The organism is Sulfuriflexus sp. (assembly GCF_032250955.1).
Classification (GTDB): Bacteria; Pseudomonadota; Gammaproteobacteria; order AKS1; family AKS1; genus Sulfuriflexus.
Genome location: NZ_JAVVES010000003.1, coordinates 27,151 through 44,369, shown reverse-complemented (window position 1 = coordinate 44,369; position 17,219 = coordinate 27,151). Strand labels below are relative to the sequence as shown.

16 protein-coding genes and 1 riboswitch are annotated in these 17,219 nt (G+C 55.1%); of the genes, 9 read left to right on the top strand and 7 right to left on the bottom strand.

Translation table 11 applies throughout. The features are described 5' to 3' along the window. Nucleotides 1-124: 124 nt before the first annotated feature. Nucleotides 125-913, bottom strand: a complete 789-nt coding sequence (locus tag RQ738_RS00910) for a phosphate/phosphite/phosphonate ABC transporter substrate-binding protein (RefSeq protein ID WP_314161494.1) — start codon at nucleotides 911-913, stop codon at nucleotides 125-127. 622 nt (nucleotides 914-1,535) lie between these two features. Here RQ738_RS00910 and tkt point away from each other — a divergent pair. The 6 genes from tkt to RQ738_RS00880 all read left to right on the top strand — a co-directional run bounded on the left by tkt (nucleotide 1,536) and on the right by RQ738_RS00880 (nucleotide 9,406). Next, entirely contained in the window at nucleotides 1,536-3,521 is a 1,986-nt protein-coding gene (gene tkt, locus RQ738_RS00905) for a transketolase (RefSeq protein ID WP_314161493.1), read from the top strand. Between the two features lie 37 nt (nucleotides 3,522-3,558). Further along, the gene (gene gap / locus RQ738_RS00900) at nucleotides 3,559-4,566 is read left to right on the top strand and encodes a type I glyceraldehyde-3-phosphate dehydrogenase (RefSeq protein ID WP_314161492.1); all 1,008 of its coding nucleotides are present in this window, start codon (nucleotides 3,559-3,561) and stop codon (nucleotides 4,564-4,566) included. Nucleotides 4,567-4,825: 259 nt separating this feature from the next. Further along, entirely contained in the window at nucleotides 4,826-6,004 is a 1,179-nt protein-coding gene (locus RQ738_RS00895; RefSeq protein ID WP_314161491.1) for a phosphoglycerate kinase, read from the top strand. Nucleotides 6,005-6,111: 107 nt separating this feature from the next. After that, entirely contained in the window at nucleotides 6,112-7,557 is a 1,446-nt protein-coding gene (pyk, locus tag RQ738_RS00890; RefSeq protein WP_314161490.1) for a pyruvate kinase, read from the top strand. 64 nt (nucleotides 7,558-7,621) lie between these two features. Beyond that, a complete protein-coding gene (fba, locus tag RQ738_RS00885; protein ID WP_314161489.1) occupies nucleotides 7,622-8,686 on the top strand; it encodes a class II fructose-bisphosphate aldolase in 1,065 nt (354 codons plus the stop codon). 117 nt (nucleotides 8,687-8,803) lie between these two features. Next, nucleotides 8,804-9,406, top strand: a complete 603-nt coding sequence (locus RQ738_RS00880; protein ID WP_314161488.1) for a DUF2238 domain-containing protein — start codon at nucleotides 8,804-8,806, stop codon at nucleotides 9,404-9,406. 19 nt (nucleotides 9,407-9,425) lie between these two features. Here RQ738_RS00880 and RQ738_RS00875 read toward each other — a convergent pair whose 3' ends face one another. Both RQ738_RS00875 and RQ738_RS00870 read right to left on the bottom strand, forming a co-directional pair. Then, nucleotides 9,426-9,962 (bottom strand): response regulator transcription factor, encoded by a 537-nt coding sequence (locus tag RQ738_RS00875; RefSeq protein ID WP_314161487.1) that lies wholly within the window; start codon nucleotides 9,960-9,962, stop codon nucleotides 9,426-9,428. A 15-nt stretch (nucleotides 9,963-9,977) separates the two neighbouring features. Then, nucleotides 9,978-11,237, bottom strand: coding sequence for an ATP-binding protein (locus RQ738_RS00870; RefSeq protein ID WP_314161486.1), 1,260 nt, complete (start codon nucleotides 11,235-11,237; stop codon nucleotides 9,978-9,980). A 763-nt stretch (nucleotides 11,238-12,000) separates the two neighbouring features. After that, nucleotides 12,001-12,087, top strand: a riboswitch (cyclic di-GMP riboswitch). A 118-nt stretch (nucleotides 12,088-12,205) separates the two neighbouring features. On the opposite strand from RQ738_RS00870, the gene RQ738_RS00865 reads away from it, so the two are divergent. After that, entirely contained in the window at nucleotides 12,206-12,574 is a 369-nt protein-coding gene (locus RQ738_RS00865) for a response regulator (protein WP_314161485.1), read from the top strand. A gap of 18 nt (nucleotides 12,575-12,592) precedes the next feature. Here the strand turns inward: RQ738_RS00865 and RQ738_RS00860 are convergent, their stop codons facing one another. After that, nucleotides 12,593-13,489, bottom strand: a complete 897-nt coding sequence (locus RQ738_RS00860) for a phosphoribosylaminoimidazolesuccinocarboxamide synthase (protein ID WP_314161517.1) — start codon at nucleotides 13,487-13,489, stop codon at nucleotides 12,593-12,595. A gap of 284 nt (nucleotides 13,490-13,773) precedes the next feature. Between RQ738_RS00860 and def the strand changes: the two genes are divergently transcribed. Then, on the top strand, nucleotides 13,774-14,325 hold the full coding sequence (gene def, locus RQ738_RS00855) for a peptide deformylase (RefSeq protein ID WP_314161484.1): 552 nt from the start codon (nucleotides 13,774-13,776) through the stop codon (nucleotides 14,323-14,325). A 57-nt stretch (nucleotides 14,326-14,382) separates the two neighbouring features. Here the strand turns inward: def and RQ738_RS00850 are convergent, their stop codons facing one another. Both RQ738_RS00850 and RQ738_RS00845 read right to left on the bottom strand, forming a co-directional pair. Further along, the gene (locus tag RQ738_RS00850) at nucleotides 14,383-14,985 is read right to left on the bottom strand and encodes an OmpA family protein (protein WP_314161483.1); all 603 of its coding nucleotides are present in this window, start codon (nucleotides 14,983-14,985) and stop codon (nucleotides 14,383-14,385) included. 135 nt (nucleotides 14,986-15,120) lie between these two features. Then, nucleotides 15,121-15,705, bottom strand: coding sequence for a thioredoxin family protein (locus RQ738_RS00845; protein WP_314161482.1), 585 nt, complete (start codon nucleotides 15,703-15,705; stop codon nucleotides 15,121-15,123). A 293-nt stretch (nucleotides 15,706-15,998) separates the two neighbouring features. Here RQ738_RS00845 and RQ738_RS00840 point away from each other — a divergent pair, with 293 nt between their 5' ends. Next, on the top strand, nucleotides 15,999-16,298 hold the full coding sequence (locus tag RQ738_RS00840) for a hypothetical protein (protein WP_314161481.1): 300 nt from the start codon (nucleotides 15,999-16,001) through the stop codon (nucleotides 16,296-16,298). Here the strand turns inward: RQ738_RS00840 and RQ738_RS00835 are convergent, their stop codons facing one another. Beyond that, nucleotides 16,299-17,153 carry an RluA family pseudouridine synthase gene (locus RQ738_RS00835; RefSeq protein ID WP_314161480.1) on the bottom strand — a complete coding sequence of 285 codons (855 nt, stop codon included), beginning with the start codon at nucleotides 17,151-17,153 and terminating at the stop codon, nucleotides 16,299-16,301. Nucleotides 17,154-17,219 lie beyond the last annotated feature (66 nt).

Here is a 17,219-nt window from a genome sequence, read left to right as displayed (position 1 = left end):
AACAATTGTTAATTAAACAAGGCTGCTTGCAGGGGTTATTTATCTGCAGACGGCTGAAAGAGTGAGAGACGAGACAGCGCCAGCGCCTTTTCGCCGCGGTGAGCAACAGAGAGCGGCCTGTTGATCAATAGCCCCAAACACCTTCCAGTAATGATTCATAGCCATTGTATTGTTCATTCGTGGCGGCCTCAAAGGAAGGGAAGTTAATGGCGCTGAGCATTTGCTGACCGGCCTCGGTTTTGCTGGCGTCAAGCAGGGCCTTACGGATAGCATTCTGCACGTCCGCTGGCACGGAAGATGAAGCAGAAATGGCGGTATGCGGAACCTGTTCGGTAGTCGTCACGGTTATCAGCTGTGGATACTGTCCAACCAGTGGCGTTGGCACCATGGCGCCAACGGCCTTGCCTTCAATGACCTTTTTGATCGAGTCAACCGAGTTATTGACCTCGATGATGACCGGCTGGCGGAGCGGGTTGGGAAACATTTCTTCGACGCGTAACATGCCAAGACTCGGGGAGCCGATGGAGGCGATGGATTTACCAATGAGTTCCTCCGGCTCGAGAACGTCGGCATTCTCACCGGTAACCAGCGTGTAGGATACGGCATCGGCACGTTTGGCCAGCACGTTATAACCCATGCGCTTAACGCGATAGGCGGTCAGATGGGCGGCGTCCAGAACAAGGTCATACTGGGTATTTTTTTTCATGGTTTCCCAGTAACTCAGAAAATTGATCGAAGTGACCAGCTTGATATCGTGTCCTGTTTGTCTTGAAAGGTATTGGGTGAGCGGCAAGAAGGCCTCTTTGGTCTGCTCGGCGGGCAAGATGGGCTGCACCACGAAGGTATATTCCCCTGCCTGGGTGACGGGGGCAAAAATGCCGAACGTAACAGCGACCAGAAAACCCCGAAACAAAGGGCAAAACTTATTGTAACATATTGAAAATATGGCATTATTCATGATTTTGTAAATCGTTCCTGTGGTGAGTTGCAGTAGTTATCCTGCCATCTGCGGGAAGATTATAATTGTTCACGTTGTACGAAAAGTGTAGTCATCAACCAGTCTGTTTTGCAAGGCGATATCAGGGTTTCGGACTGCTTTCTTCGCGGCCTGGCCGACATGAATGAGGTCAGGAGTCTGATTCAGCTGCTGGCCTGGCAATTATCCATCATATCTCTTTATACGGCCATTGACGCGGCACACCTAACTTGTTGAAAAAAAAGATAATGATGCCCGGTGCCCCAGACTTATTTTGCTTCGAGTATTGCCCCGCCCGGGCAGGTAAGCGAGAATACGTCCCTTAACTCCGGACGACGGCTCCAGAAAAACCTGGCACCAGCCCTGTGGGGCCCGAGAGTACCCAATGTTCTAACCCCATTTCTGACGTCCGCTGGCGGTCGGCCGGGGAGACTTTATCCTGTGTTAATACAGGTAACAGGGTCAGGAGATGAATTTAGTCCGTGATATCCCCGAGGGGGTCATGGGGAACAACAGTTTTTACAACTTTAACTTTAAGTAAAAAAGAGAGGACTCTGGTATGTCATCAACTACAACGAGCCGTCGTGAACTTGCGAACGCTATTCGCGCACTGAGCATGGATGCCGTACAGAAAGCGAATTCCGGCCACCCTGGCGCCCCTATGGGTATGGCCGACATTGCCGAAGTGCTGTGGAATGACCACATGCAGCACAATCCGGCGAATCCAGGCTGGGCCGATCGTGACCGCTTCGTTCTGTCAAATGGCCATGGCTCCATGCTTATCTATTCCTTGCTGCACCTGACCGGCTACGACCTGAGCATGGATGACCTGAAAAATTTCCGCCAGCTGCATTCAAAGACGCCGGGTCATCCCGAGTATGGTTATGCCCCGGGTGTTGAGACGACTACCGGCCCACTTGGCCAGGGTATTAGCAATGGCGTGGGCATGGCCATCGCCGAAAAGGCCTTGGCTGGCCAGTTCAACCAGAAGGGTCACGACATTGTCGATCACCATACCTATGTATTCCTGGGTGATGGTTGTTTGATGGAAGGTATCTCGCATGAGGCCTGTTCACTCGCCGGTACCCTGAACCTGGGCAAGCTGATTGCGTTCTGGGATGACAATGGTATTTCCATCGATGGTCACGTTGAGGGCTGGTTTACCGACGACACGCCAAAGCGTTTCGAGGCTTATGGCTGGCATGTGATCCCGGATGTGGACGGCCATGACCCGAGTGCCCTTCAGAAGGCCATCGAGACGGCCAAGGCCATGACCGACAAACCAACAATGATTTGCTGCAAGACCACGATCGGTTTTGGTTCCCCGAACAAGGCCGGCAGCCATGCCTGTCACGGTGCGCCACTGGGCGACGAAGAAATCAACCTGACCAAGGCCGCGCTGGGCTGGGATCACGGGCCTTTCGAAGTCCCTGCCGATATCTATAACGGCTGGGATGCGAAGGAGAAGGGCGCCGCTGCAGAAGCTGCCTGGAACGAGAAGTTCGCTGCCTACGCGGCTGAATACCCCGAGCTGGCGGCCGAGTTTGAACGTCGCATGAAGGGTGACCTGCCGGCAGACTGGGCGACCAGATCAGCCGAGTACATCGCCAGCGTTAATGCCGAGGCCAAGAGCCCCGCTACCCGCCAGGCCTCTCTGGCCGCGATTGAAGCATATTCACCTGCAGTGCCGGAACTGTTCGGTGGCTCTGCTGACCTGGGTTGTTCCAACCTGACCGAATGGTCCGGTTACAAGCCGATGTGCAGCAATGAGGTTCCCAACTACGTGAACTACGGTGTGCGTGAATTTGGTATGTCAGCCATCATGAACGGCATTACCCTGCACGGCGGCCTGATACCGTTCGGTGCAACCTTCCTGATGTTCTCGGAATATGCCCGTAACGCCCTGCGCATGGCTGCCCTGATGAAGATTCAGAGTATCTTTGTATTTACCCATGACTCTATCGGTCTGGGTGAAGACGGCCCGACCCACCAGCCGATTGAACAGATCCCGACCCTGCGTATGATCCCGAACATGGCAGTATGGCGTCCCTGTGATGCGGTTGAGTCCGCCGTCTGTTGGGCCCGGGCCATTGAGCGCAAGGATGGTCCTTCAACACTGATCTTCTCACGCCAGGGTCTGCCACATCAGACTCGTACGGATGCGCAAATTGCCGCCATCAGCAAGGGTGGTTACATTCTTAAGGACTGTGATGGCACACCAGATGCGATCATCATCGCGACCGGTTCCGAAGTGGCCCTGGCCATGGGCGCTGCCGAAGCCATGAGCGGCAAGCAGATTCGGGTTGTCTCAATGCCATCAGTTGATGCCTTCGAAGCCCAGGATGACGCTTACCGCGCCTCGGTGCTGACAAAGGGAATCCCTACGGTTGCGGTAGAGGCAGCGGTAACAGGCGGCTGGTACAAGTACGCAGATACGGTTGTCGGTATCGACCACTTCGGTGAGTCTGCCCCGGCCGGCGAGTTGTTCAAGGAATTTGGCTTCACCGTTGAAAACGTGGTGAGTGCCGTTGAATCAGTTCTTTAATTTTAATTATTAGTAAACGAGTAAGGAGAACAATCACATGACTATTAAAGTCGGTATTAACGGTTTCGGCCGTATCGGTCGTATGGCTTTCCGCGCGATTGCCAAGGATTTCGCTGGTGACATCGAAGTTGTTGGTATCAATGACCTGCTGGACGCTGATTATCTGGCCTACATGCTGAAGTATGACTCAGTCCATGGCCGTTTCGGTGGCGATGTGGCGGTTGACGGTAACAACCTGGTTGTCGATGGCAAGACCATCCGTCTGACTGCGGAGCGCGACCCTGCTGATCTGAAGTGGGGTGACATCGGTGCCGAGCTGGTGATCGAATGTACCGGTTTCTTCCTCACCGAAGAAACCTGCCAGAAGCACATCGACGCCGGCGCGAAGAAGGTTGTGATGTCAGCACCTTCCAAGGACGGCACCCCGATGTTCGTGCATGGTGTTAACCATGACACCTATGCCGGTCAGAACATTGTTTCTGCAGCTTCCTGTACTACCAACTGCCTGGCCCCGGTTGCCAAGGTCCTGAATGACAAGTGGGGCATCAAGCGCGGTCTGATGACGACTGTGCATGCTGCAACTGCAACCCAGAAGACAGTTGATGGCCCTTCACAAAAAGACTGGCGCGGTGGTCGCGGTATCCTGGAAAACATCATTCCTTCATCAACCGGTGCAGCCAAGGCCGTAGGTGTGGTTCTGCCGGAACTGAATGGCAAGCTGACCGGTATGGCTTTCCGTGTCCCGACTTCAGACGTATCTGTTGTTGACCTGACCGTTGAGCTGGAAAAAGACGCTTCATACGAAGACATCTGTGCCGCTATGAAGGCGGCCTCTGAGTCTGGTCCAATGAGCGAAACCCTGGGTTACACCGATGAGAAGGTCGTCTCAACAGACTTCCGTGGTTGTGGCAACTCATCCATTTTTGATGCCGAAGCCGGTATCGCCCTGGATAGCACGTTCGTCAAGCTGGTTTCCTGGTATGACAACGAGTACGGCTATACCTGTAACATGCTGCGTTTCGTCAAGCACGTTGCTGCAAATTAAGTTGCAGATTGATTTGAATCTGGAGCTTTAACGCGAAGGTCGCGGAGACGCAGAGGACGCCAAGGAAAAAGATTCCCTCTCCCTTCGGGAGAGGGTTAGGGTGAGGGGTATATCTTCGAACTCTTGAAATTTGAATTTCTTAGCGTTCTTTGCGCCTTTGCGGTCTCTGCGATTATTACTCGGAATCAATAAAACTATTTGCCAAGCCAGATAAATGATTTGGCAAATAGTTTTTAAATATCAAGTTAGGAGTTACAACATGTCTTTTATCAAGCTGACTGATCTTGACCTGGCGGGTAAGCGCGTACTGATTCGCTCCGACCTGAACGTGCCGGTTAAAGGCGGCAAGGTAACCTCGGATGCGCGCATTGCCGCGTCTATGCCGACTGTGGAGCATTGCTTGAAGGCTGGTGCGGCCGTCATGGTGATGTCACACCGCGGCCGGCCTGAAGAAGGCAAGGCCGATGAAGAAAACTCCATGGCGCCGATTGCGGCCGACATGTCAGCCAAGCTGGGCAAGGACGTGCGCCTGGTCAAGGATTACCTTGATGGTGGCTTCGATGTTGCCGCCGGCGAGTGTGTGTTGCTGGAAAACGTGCGCTTCAATGCCGGTGAAAAGAAAGACGATGAGGCATTGGCGAAAAAATATGCCGCACTCTGTGATGTGTTTGTAATGGACGCATTCGGTACTGCACACCGCGCCCAGGCCTCTACCCACGGCGTGGGCAAATTTGCCCCGACCGCCTGTGCCGGCCTGTTGCTGGCCAGCGAGCTGGAAAATCTGGCCAAGGCCCTGGCCGAGCCGGCCCGTCCAATGGTTGCCATCGTTGGCGGTTCCAAGGTCTCTACCAAGCTGACGGTACTCGAGGCACTCTCTGAAAAGGTCGACCAACTCGTGGTGGGTGGCGGTATCGCCAACACCTTCCTCAAGGCTACCGGGCATAACGTCGGCAAGTCGCTTTGTGAAGATGACCTTGTTGATACGGCGAAGGACCTGCTTGAAAAAATGCAGGCACGCGGTGCGAATATTCCCATTGCCGTGGATGTTGTTTGTGGCAAGAAGTTTGACGAGAATGAGCCGGCTGTCGTCAAGAGTGCCGATGAAGTTGAAGATGACGACATGATCTTCGATATCGGTCCGAAGTCAGCCCAGGAACTGGCCGATATCATCAGCAAGGCCGGTACTATCGTCTGGAACGGCCCGGTCGGCGTGTTCGAATTTGACCAGTTTGGCGAGGGCACCAAAACCGTGTCCATGGCAATTGCCAACGCCCAGGGCTTCAGCCTCGCCGGTGGCGGTGATACGATTGCCGCCATCCAGAAATACGATATTTATGACAAGGTTTCCTATATATCGACTGCTGGCGGTGCCTTCCTCGAGTATCTCGAAGGCAAGACCCTGCCGGCCGTGGCGATGCTGGAAGCGCGTGCCAAATAAGCAGGGAATATCAACAGTGGCCAGCAGGGGTTAGTCACTGTCAGGCAGGGCAAATTGTAGTACCCTGAAAGCGCTGCACAAGCAGCCCCAAGACGCAAAGAAGGTTAATGAACAGACGAACAAAAATTGTGGCCACACTAGGGCCACGCTCAGATGACCCCAAGGTCCTCGACCGGATGATTGAAGCCGGCATGGATGTGGCGCGGCTGAATTTCTCCCATGATGCCCATGAAGTTCATAAAAAACGTGCCGAGACCGCGCGCAATCGGGCCCGCGCGCATGGTCGTCAGGTCGGCGTTATCGTGGACCTGCAGGGCCCCAAGATCCGCATCGAACGCTTCACCAACGGCAAGATCGAACTGAACGATGGCGATAACTTCATTCTGGACTCGGCCCATGATCCAAATCAGGGTAACCAGGAGCGCGTCGGTATTGCCTACAAGGAATTGCCGAAGGATGTGGGTCGTGGCGATACGCTGTTGCTGAATGATGGCCGCATTCTGCTGTGGGTTGAGGAAGTCGAGGGGACCGAGGTTCGCTGTCGGGTCACCCAGGGTGGTGAACTCTCGGACCGCAAGGGTATCAATAAACAGGGCGGCGGGCTTTCCGCGCCGGCGCTGACCGAGAAGGATTGCGAAGATATACTCGCAGCGGCAGATATTGAGGCCGATTACCTGGCGGTGTCTTTTGTGCGTAATGCAGAAGACGTCAATGAGGCACGTCGTCTGTTCCGCGAGGCTGGTGGCAAGGGCGGAATCATCGCCAAGGTTGAACGTGCCGAGTCTCTCGACAAGCTGGAAGAGATCATCGAGGCCAGCGATGCCATTATGGTGGCTCGCGGTGACCTTGGCGTGGAAATCGGCGACGAGGCCCTGCCGCCTGTGCAAAAACGCATGATCTCCCTGGCCCGCGATATGAACCGGGTCGTGATCACGGCAACGCAGATGATGGAATCGATGATTGAAAACCCGATTCCGACACGTGCGGAAGTCTTTGATGTCGCCAATGCAGTACTCGATGGTACTGATGCGGTCATGCTGTCGGCTGAAACCGCCGTCGGCAAGTATCCGGACCGGGTCATTGCGGCCATGGACCGTATCTGTCTCGGGGTTGAGAAGCAACGCCAGGTGACGCACTCCGATCATCGTATCAATACCCGCTTCGAGCATATTGACGAGGCCGTGGCGATGGCGAGCATGTATACCGCCAATCACCTTGGTGTAAAGGCGATTGCGGCCCTGACCGAGTCGGGTTCGACAGCATTATGGATGTCGCGTATCAGTTCCGGCATCCCGATTTATGCCCTGACAAGTCATGTCAAGACACGCCGCAAGGTTACGCTCTATAGAGGCGTGTATCCGGTGAGTTTTGAAACGACCAGCAATGACCATGCGATTGTCAACAAAGAAGCGATCGATGAACTGGTTCGCCGCGGTGCTGTACGCGACGGTGACCTGGTCATTATTACCAAGGGCGATTTGATGGGTAAGCTTGGTGGCACTAACGCGATGAAGGTTGTCCGCGTCGGCGCCATGGAAGAACCTGATGCCTGATGTTTTTGTAACAAGAAGTTTTTATTTTCAGTAACACAGTAACGATAAAATACAGGAGGTCCATATGGCCCTGATATCAATGCGACAACTGCTGGACTACGCTGCAGAAAACGATTTCGGTATGCCGGCATTCAATGTTAACAACATGGAACAGGTGCATGCGATCATGCAGGCTGCTGATGAGTGTGATAGCCCGGTTATCATGCAAGGTTCAGCCGGTGCACGTTCCTATGCGGGTGAACCATTCCTGCGTCATCTGATTACCGCCGCCACCGAAATGTACCCGCACATCCCGGTTGTCATGCACCAGGACCACGGTTCAGAACCTGCAGTCTGCCTGCGTTCTATCCAGTCCGGCTTCACTTCCGTGATGATGGATGGTTCGCTGATGGCCGACATGAAGACGCCGGCCAGCTTTGAGTACAATGTTGATGTTACCCGTGAAGTCGTGAAGATGGCTCACGCCGGCGGTGTTTCCGTAGAAGGCGAACTGGGTTGCCTGGGCTCACTGGAAACAGGTGAAATGGGTGAAGAAGACGGCCATGGCGCCGAAGGCAAGCTGGACATGGATCAGCTGCTGACCGGTGTTGAAGAAGCCGCTGACTTCGTTAAGGCTACGGGTGTTGATGCCCTGGCAATCGCCATCGGTACTTCACACGGCGCCTACAAGTTCACCAAGGAACCTACCGGTGAAGTCCTGCGTATCGACCGCATCCGCGAAATTCATACACGTCTGCCCAACACGCACCTGGTCATGCATGGTTCTTCTTCTGTACCTCAGGACTGGCTGGAGATCATCAACAGCTACGGTGGCGAGATGGGCCAGACCTACGGTGTGCCGGTTGAAGAAATCCTCGAAGGTATCAAGAACGGCGTGCGCAAGGTAAACATCGATACTGATCTGCGTATGGCCAGCACCGGTGCGGTACGTAAGTTCCTTGCCGAAAATCCGTCCAACTTTGACCCACGTAAGTTCCTGAAGGCCTCAACCGCGGCCATGAAGGACATCTGTAAGGCCCGTTACGAAGCCTTCGGTTGTGCCGGTCACGCTTCGAAGATCAAGGCCAGGAGCCTGGAAGTCATGTTCGAGATGTATGCCAAGGGCGAACTTGACCAGAAGGTCAAGTAAGACCACTGCTCAGACGAGCGAATAAAAAGGGGCGTACTGAGGTACGCCCCTTTTTTATGGGAATAAAGGTATGCTAAAGATATTCGACGGAAGCAACATAACAGCAAGGCCTGACGAATGAGATTAACAATACAGGAAGGGGTGTGGTCAGTCGCGTTCGTCAGTGTGCTGGCATGGTCTGCGTTTTACCCGAGGGATCTTTTTATATGGATACTCGAGGTGATGCCGGCCCTGATTGCCGTGTTTATTCTTGTGGCAACCAGGCGAACCTTCCCCCTCACACCGTTAACCTACAGCCTCATTCTTGTGCACAGCATTATCCTTATGATCGGCGGGCACTATACCTATGCCGAGGTCCCCTTCTTCGACGGCTTGTGGGGTATGGAGCGGAATAATTATGACAAACTGGGACATTTTGCCCAGGGCGTCGTGCCGGCAATCATTGCTCGTGAGATATTGATCCGCAAGGCGATTGTCAGCGGCCGGGTCTGGCTGAATTTTATCGTTCTCAGTATCTGCCTTGCGATCAGTGCCGCCTATGAGCTGCTCGAGTGGGCGGTAGGTGTAAGCTCGGAGCAGGCTGCCGAGGCATTCCTTGGTACCCAGGGCTATGTCTGGGATACGCAGGCCGACATGGGCACCGCCCTGTTGGGGGCGGCGCTGGCCCTCGTGCTGATGGGCCGGGTACATGATCGACAGCTGGTACGATTAGCGCGCTAGCCTCTTATCTGCCTGCTGGTCAGTGGCGGGCCGGACGCTTCTGTAATTTTCGCTGCAGGGTGCGCCGGTGCATACCGAGGGCGCGGGCCGCCGCCGAGATGTTGCCATCGTGATCGGCCAGGGTCTTCTGGATATGCTCCCATTCCAGTCGCTTTACTGACATCGGTTGCCGGCTGGCGTCAATGTCGGCGTTACCCTTGTCCCGGTAGAGGGCATCAAGAATGGCATCAACCGCGGCGGGCTTGGTCAGGTAATGCCTGGCGCCGAGTTTTATCGCCTCAACCGCCGTGGTAATACTGGCAAACCCGGTCAGGACCACCAGGCGCATATCAGGGTAGCGTGAGGCCAGCGCCTCGATGACCTGCAGACCCGATTCGTCGCCGATACACAAATCAATAATGCCGAGCCCCGGCGTATGTTGGCCGGCCAGGGTCAGCGCACTATGGCGATCACTTGCCTTGTGCACGGTAAAGTCACGCCGCTCGAGGGCGCGGCCGAGGACATCACGAAAGGCCTCGTCATCATCGACCAACAAGATACTTTCTGGCAGTTGCATGCGCGCAGTCGCTCCTTATACGGCCTTCGTCAGGGGCAGGTGAATGAATGTGGTTACGCCACCCCCCTCGCGGTTGAGCAGCCGGACTTCACCGGCAAAACGACTGATAATAGAATGGGCGAGGAACAGACCCAGACCCATGCCGTTATCCTTTTCACTATAAGGGCGGGTGCCGATAAGCTGCTCTGCCTGCTGGCTCAAGCCGTCGCCCCGATCCTTGATTTCCATGGTCAGGCCGTCCTTATCCCAGCTGGCCCGCCACACCACATCGCCGGGTGAGGCCTCGGCAGCATTATCGAGAATATTCCCCAGTGCCTGTTTCAGGGTGCGGTCGGCGAGTATGCCCGGGGCATGTTCAGGTCCCTGCCAGTCTGTCTGTAGTTGAATAGCGGGATGTGATGGTTGCCATTCTGCGAGTATCTCGCTGAGAAAGTCGTGCACGGGCAGGATTTGCCCACCACCCAGCTGGATGCCACCGGCCGCGGCCGAGAGGGTGGCCAGGGCCTGCGTACAACGGTTAATTTGTTCCCCCAGGGTATGCAGCAGCGCCTGCGCCTGCGGGTCTTCAGTGGTGGTGTTTAACTCTTCGCTGAGCAGGGCCATGGTGCCCAGTGGCGTGCCGAGTTCATGAGCGGTGCTTGCAGCCAGGGTGCCGAGGACGACGAGTTGTTCATCGCGCAGCCGCTGCTCACGCGCCGCGGCCAATGCCTGGTCCTTACGGTGCAGACTGCGCCGCATCGCCACCACGAAGTAAGCAATTACTGCGGCGCTGACGACGAAGGCAAGCCACATACCGAAGACGTGCTGGCTAAAACTGTGCTCCTCGCCGTGGACATGCGGCAGGGGCACATAGCGCCACATCAGCAGGCTGTAGCAGACCCCTGTGAATAACGTCAGGAGCCAGATATGGATCGCGGGCAGGACGGCGGTGGCGATAATAATCGGCAACAGGAACAGCAGCACAAACGGGTTGCTCGCCCCGCCTGACAGGTAAAGAAGGCTGGTGAGCGCGACAACGTCGACCATGAGCTGGAGAAGAAACTCCAGCTGACCGACCCGCCCGCCCCACTTCAGGCGCAGCCAGGTAACGAGATTGAACAATGCCAGGGCGATGATCACCAGGGCCATGGAGGAGGCAGGCAGGGGCATGCCGACAAAGGCAACGACCACATAGATGGTCAGCCCCCAGCCGATAACGGCAATGCTTCGCAGGCTTAACAGGCGGCGCAGGTTTTGTCTCTCGGCCGGGTCATTTTGTGGAGCTGGGCTGGTCACGGGCATTGGTACACAAGCTTGTATCTAAACCGTTATTCTAGCGCGCCGGCGCTGGAGAGGTAAGGAAATTAACACCGGGCTCATGCCAAGTCATTGATTTTATGAAGGGTGCGACATTATGCCACATATTCAAGGCAGGCGAGTGGGGGTAGGATCATCCTCAACGCAAAACGGACAAGCTCCCGATCCCTTCCCGGGTGCTTTTATGGAGAGGCCTGCCCCGCACGCCTCTCCTTTTTTTGCCTCGAACCATCGGAGATGGTTGAGGTACTCACAATGAAGCCCGAAGGGATTCTGTGAGTGGTGAAATTCCGAGCCATAAAAGCAAAGGAGACAGCGAAAAGGTCGAATACCCACGGACATCGGAGATGGTTGAGGATCATAGATGCCTTTCAGGCATCATCATGAATACCCCACTCACTGTCCCAGTGAGTCTGGGCAACTCACAATTGCCTCGACCCATTGGAAATGGGTGAGGTATCCATAATGAACCCTGAAAGGGTTCTATGGTGTAACCTCGAAGGTGGCTCATAGAAGCTTTTCAAGCTTCATCATGAGTACCCTATTCCACTGTCCCAGTGTCATCAGGGTATCTATGAGTGGTGAAATTATCTGCCATAGATGCCCATATAAACGCAAAAACTTAAAGCCCCACGGACATCGGACATCTCCGATGGGTCAGGGCAGCCTAATCACAAATCCCTCTAAACCGACTTGTCTTTCCCGAAAAATAGTAGCTATACTTTAAGTGCGTTATTTAATGTTTTGACAAGGGCGACCCCATTCGAAAGATGGGCACGCAAAGTCATCCGGTCTAAGGGCTCATGCCTATGACAGCGGGACTGCCGGAACCGAGAATGCGACTCTTCTCCTTCCCCTTTTCAGACGCAGAACCATTTTGATAGTGAAGCCTTCGCAGGGTGGCGCCTTTCTGGCGGCTACCTCGAGGCAAAATAAAGGGGTGTCTTATGAATATTTCAACCATTCTTGTTGTTGATGACTGTAAATCTATCCGTGACGTTATTACGTTTATGCTCAAGCAGGGCGGCTTTGAGGTGAAGCAGGCGAGCAATGGCCGGGAAGGGTTATCCATGGCCCACCATGAGCATTTTGATGCGATCCTGACCGATATTAATATGCCGGAGATGGATGGTTATACCCTGATCAAGTCATTGCGGCAGCAAGCCGGTTACCGGAATACACCGATTCTGACCATCACCACCGAGCACACGGATGAGAGCAAGCGCCAGGGACGCGAGGCCGGCGCCACGGGCTGGGTGACCAAGCCATTTAACCCCGAAAAACTGCTCGCGACACTGAATCGACTGATTCACTAGGCCGAACAACCCGTCTGCCTAGTCGAGTTCCTGCCCGGTCAGTTTCCGGCAGGCCTCGCGGTATTTCTCGGTGGTCCTGGCTATGATCTCATCCGGGATGGTGGGCGCCGGCGGGGTCTTGTCCCAGTCCTGGGCCTCCAGCCAGTCGCGGATGTATTGTTTGTCGTAACTCTCGGGGCTGGTGCCGGGGGCATAGCTCTCGGCCGGCCAGAAGCGCGACGAATCCGGGGTCAGGGCCTCGTCGATCAGCACGAGCTGGTCATTGTCATCGAGGCCGAATTCAAACTTGGTATCGGCGATGATGATGCCGCGCTCAGCGGCGTAGTCACGCGCCTTCGCGTACAGTTTCAGGCTCACGTCGCGGACCTGTTCGGCTCGTTCCCGGCCAAGCAGTTTCACGGTGGTTTCGAAATCGACGTTCTCGTCGTGATCGCCTATGTCGGCCTTGGTCGATGGCGTGTAAATGGCCTGCTCGAGCTTGTCAGCCAGCCGCAAACCGGGGGGTAGACGGATGCCACAGATGCTGCCAGTAGCCTGGTAGTCCTTCCAGCCAGAGCCGATAATATAGCCGCGCACGATAGCCTCGACCGGTAACGGGCGCAGTTTGCGCACGACGGTGGCCTGGCCCTCGACGCTGGCGCGCTCTGCGGCATCGGGCAGGACGTCTTCGAGTGTGCGCGAGGCGAGATGGTTCGGTACGATGTCACTGAGGTAGTCGAACCAGAAGTTGGAAACGGTGGTCAGGACCCGGCCCTTGTCCGGGATCGGCGTGCTCATGATGACATCGAAGGCCGACAGACGATCGGTGGTCACGATCAGCATGTGCTGATCATCGATGTCATAGATGTCGCGTACCTTGCCGCGATTGATCAGGTTCAGGCTGGTCAGACTGGATTCGTAAAGGGGTGCTGCCATGGTGAGATTCTGCTTATGCTTCCGGGATGAAGGCGTGATTGTGCCGTGACTGCGAGGCAGACGCAAATGCCGGTCTTTGTCTAAGCCGGACAGGCCGGGCCACTGCCCCTTGAGCCGCTGGAAGCCTGGCTGACGGCGGGAATGGCCGATCGACATGAAACGCAGCATATTCCATGCGTTGTCGGCGGCGGGCACAATGAATAAAGGATACGCCGGGGTCTCAACCACAGGATGAGGCATCGGCCAACCAGCAATCTTTACCGAACAAGATGAGGGCGTAGACGATGGCCATCAGAGAGATACTGCGCATGGGCGAGCCGGCCCTGTTACGACAGGCCAGGGCCGTGCAGGACTTCAATACGCCGGTACTGGACAGGTTGATTACGGATATGTTTGAGACCATGGCCGCCTGCGATGGTGCAGGCCTGGCCGCGCCACAGATCGGCGTGGATCTGCGGGTCGTCATTTTCGAGGTTGGGCAGAATCCGCGCTATCCCGATGCCGAAGCGGTGCCACAGACCGTACTCATCAATCCGCAGATTGTGCCGCTAAGGGAAGAGACCGACGAAGACTGGGAAGGCTGCCTCTCCGTCCCCGGTATGCGTGGCCTGGTGCCCCGCTTTACGTATCTTCATTACGAGGGTTTCGACCAGCTGGGCCGGGTCGTGGCGCGAGAGGTGACCGGTTTCCATGCCCGGGTCGTGCAGCACGAGTGTGACCACCTGGATGGCATTCTCTATCCGCAACGAATTCGGGATATGCGCTATTTTGGCTTTACGGAAGAATTACTCGCCGGCGGGTTGTTGGCGAATCCAGACCTGCCTGGTGAAGCGTAAAAAGTAAAACGGGACGGCAGATGCCGTCCCGTCCTGTTTCTGCTACCCGCGGGTTGATTACCTTGTGGCACTCACGGCAATTTCAACACGGCGATTCTGTTGCCGCCCGGCGGCGGTGCTATTGGAGGCGACAGGCTGGCTTTCACCCCTGCCCACGGTCGAAATAGAATCGGCGTCGATACCCTGTCTAATGAGGTAGTTCTTTACCGATGCCGCGCGGCGCTCGCTGAGGAGCTGGTTGTATGCGTCGGTTCCCTGGCTGTCGGTGTGGCCGATAATACTAATTCTCTGAGAAGAGTAACCCTTCAGCTTGGAGACCAGCGCATCGAGTTCACTCCTGCCTGCAGGTCGCAGGTTTGACCGATCATGGCTGAACAGGGCATGTGCATCGAGTGTCGTCACGATCTCGTAGGTGGCAGGTTCTGGTGCAGGCGCGGGTGTAGGTGCGGTTTGGGCCACCTTCTCGGGTAAATCCGCGCAGTAGCCGGTGCCATCCGCCCGGTGAAAATGTTTCAGCTTGCCAACCGAGACACATTCACCAGAGCTATCAGTTACGTAATTGCCCGCACTATCCAGCAATACGCCTTCCAGTCCATATGCAGGCAGTGATAGTAAGGATGTACCGATTGCAAGAACAATGAAGTGCAGAAATTTACGCATAGTCTTTCATCCTTGGTTAAGTCTTGCTTTATGTGCAAATAAAAAAATATTTGCGAGGCTGAGATGGCTGTTAACCATGTCATAACCTAGAACATACAGTGTAAATCAGTGGAATGTAATAAAAAACTAGTAATACTAGCTAGAACAAGTTGGCTCGTTACCCGGCTTCCACTTGATGTTACAGCCCATGCTTGGGCTTTGTGCCTCTGCAGGAATGGGGTCTCCGGTCAGTATTGCCTCGATGGCGGCGCCCATATCCGCACCGGTCACCGGCAATTCGCTGCCCGGTCGCGAGGCATCGAACTGGCCCCGGTAGGCGAGCTTCATATCCTTGTCGAAGAGAAAAAAGTCCGGCGTGCAGGCGGCCCTGTAGGCCCTGGCCACGGTCTGCTCGGCGTCAAACAGGTAGGGAAAACAGTAGTCCATTTCTCTGGACAGCGCGGCCATTTTCTCTGGACTGTCTGCCGGGTAGGCGGCAACGTCATTGGCATTGATGGCCACGGCGGCGAGGCCCCTGGGCTGGTATTCACGAATGAGGGCGTTGAGCTGTTTATGAATATGCAATACGTAAGGGCAATGGTTGCACATGAAGGTTACCAAAAATGCCTGGTTGCCGGTAAAATCGGCGAGTGACCAGGTCTTGCCCGTGGCCGGTTCGGGCAAAGAAAAGTCCGGTGCCGGGGTGCCGAGGGCGAGCATGGTGGATTCGGTCTGGACCATAGTGTTACTCCTTATAAAAACAGTACGAGGCAGAACGAAAGTATACCTGAATGATTCAGGGGAAAAAGCCGTGTAAAGCCAGCTGTAATGTGCCGGCACACGGTCGGCCAGGGAGAAAGACCGCCATAGCGGTTTTCAGAAGGGGGAAAGACTGGCACAGTTGCGGGTATTCTTGTTTTAGTCTCAAACTGTGAACCAATTGACAATGCCGGTTTGATTTTAAGACTTGCCTCACATAAAAAATGCGCGGCGGCGCTAGCATAAGGACCTCAAACTTTATGGAGGTCTGAACAATGAATATTTATCGTAGTATGTTACTCGGGGTACTGTGTATAGGTATATCTGCGTGTGCCAGCACCAGCCAAAACACGGCAGCAGAAAACAAGCTTGCCAGTTCATGTGAGAAGGGGATTGAGATTGCCTACAAGGAACTCGATTTTGCCAAGACCACAGGCTTCGGCGGGAGCTGGGAATACACCAAGGCGGCAAGCCTGCTGGGAACGGCCAAGGTACAGTCAGGTTTTGGCGCCTACGCGGGTTGTATCGACAAGGTCAGCACTGCACGCGCCTATATTGAGGAATCAAAGAAGTAATCATGCGGTAGCCGGGGAAGATAGCTGCGGCAGTCTGTCATCGGCGAGGCGGAAGGTTAGCGGTTTGTCAGTGACCGGACACTGGAAGGCGAGTGTGAAGGCCGTCAATTGCAGGTCTTCATGCTCGCTATTTTTTTTGACGTCGCCATAGAGACGATCGCCGACAATTGGAAAGCCGGCCTCACTAAGGTGGCGGCGTATCTGGTGTTTGCGCCCGGTCTCAATTTTTACTTCTACTAAACTTTTCCAGAGAGTCTCATCATAGTCTAATCGGCGCACATGGCTGATCGCTGTTTTGCCATCAATATCGGAATTTATGGTTTGTGTTTCGTCAGGAAACCTGCCGTGCACGATAGCCCGGTAGCATTTCTCGATAGCCCGTGACTCGAACAGCGCAGCGAGAGCCGTAGCGACTTTTTTCTCATGCGCGATCAGGATCAGGCCGGTTGCGGCCCGGTCAAGACGGTGCACGACCAGGGCCGGGCGTTGTGGCAGCAGGTGCTGCTCGGCCCATCGCCTGATGGTGCAGTGATCTCCCCATTTCGAGCCTTGTGAGAGCATGCCGTAAGGCTTGTACCAGATGCTGTAGGCGCCTTGATCGGCGACTATTTCCGCCGGCAGCGGCTCGCGTGCGAGCACCTTTTCATCATAGTAGAGATGGACTACATCCCCGGGTTGCAGGGTCTTTGTGGCCCGACGTATGCGCTGCGTGCTGTTGCCGCGGGTAAACCAGACCGCACCCTTGAACATGGCCTGCTTGATGCGCTGTCTGGACAGGTCGCTGGACGCGGCAAGTTGAGCTATAACGCTCTCGTTATTGTCAGCAACAGTAAGGTGTTTTTCGAAGACAGTCATGGGCTGATTATAGCAAGGGCGCTGGAAAATGATCTGGCTAATACAGTAAGACCATTTTATCGCTAC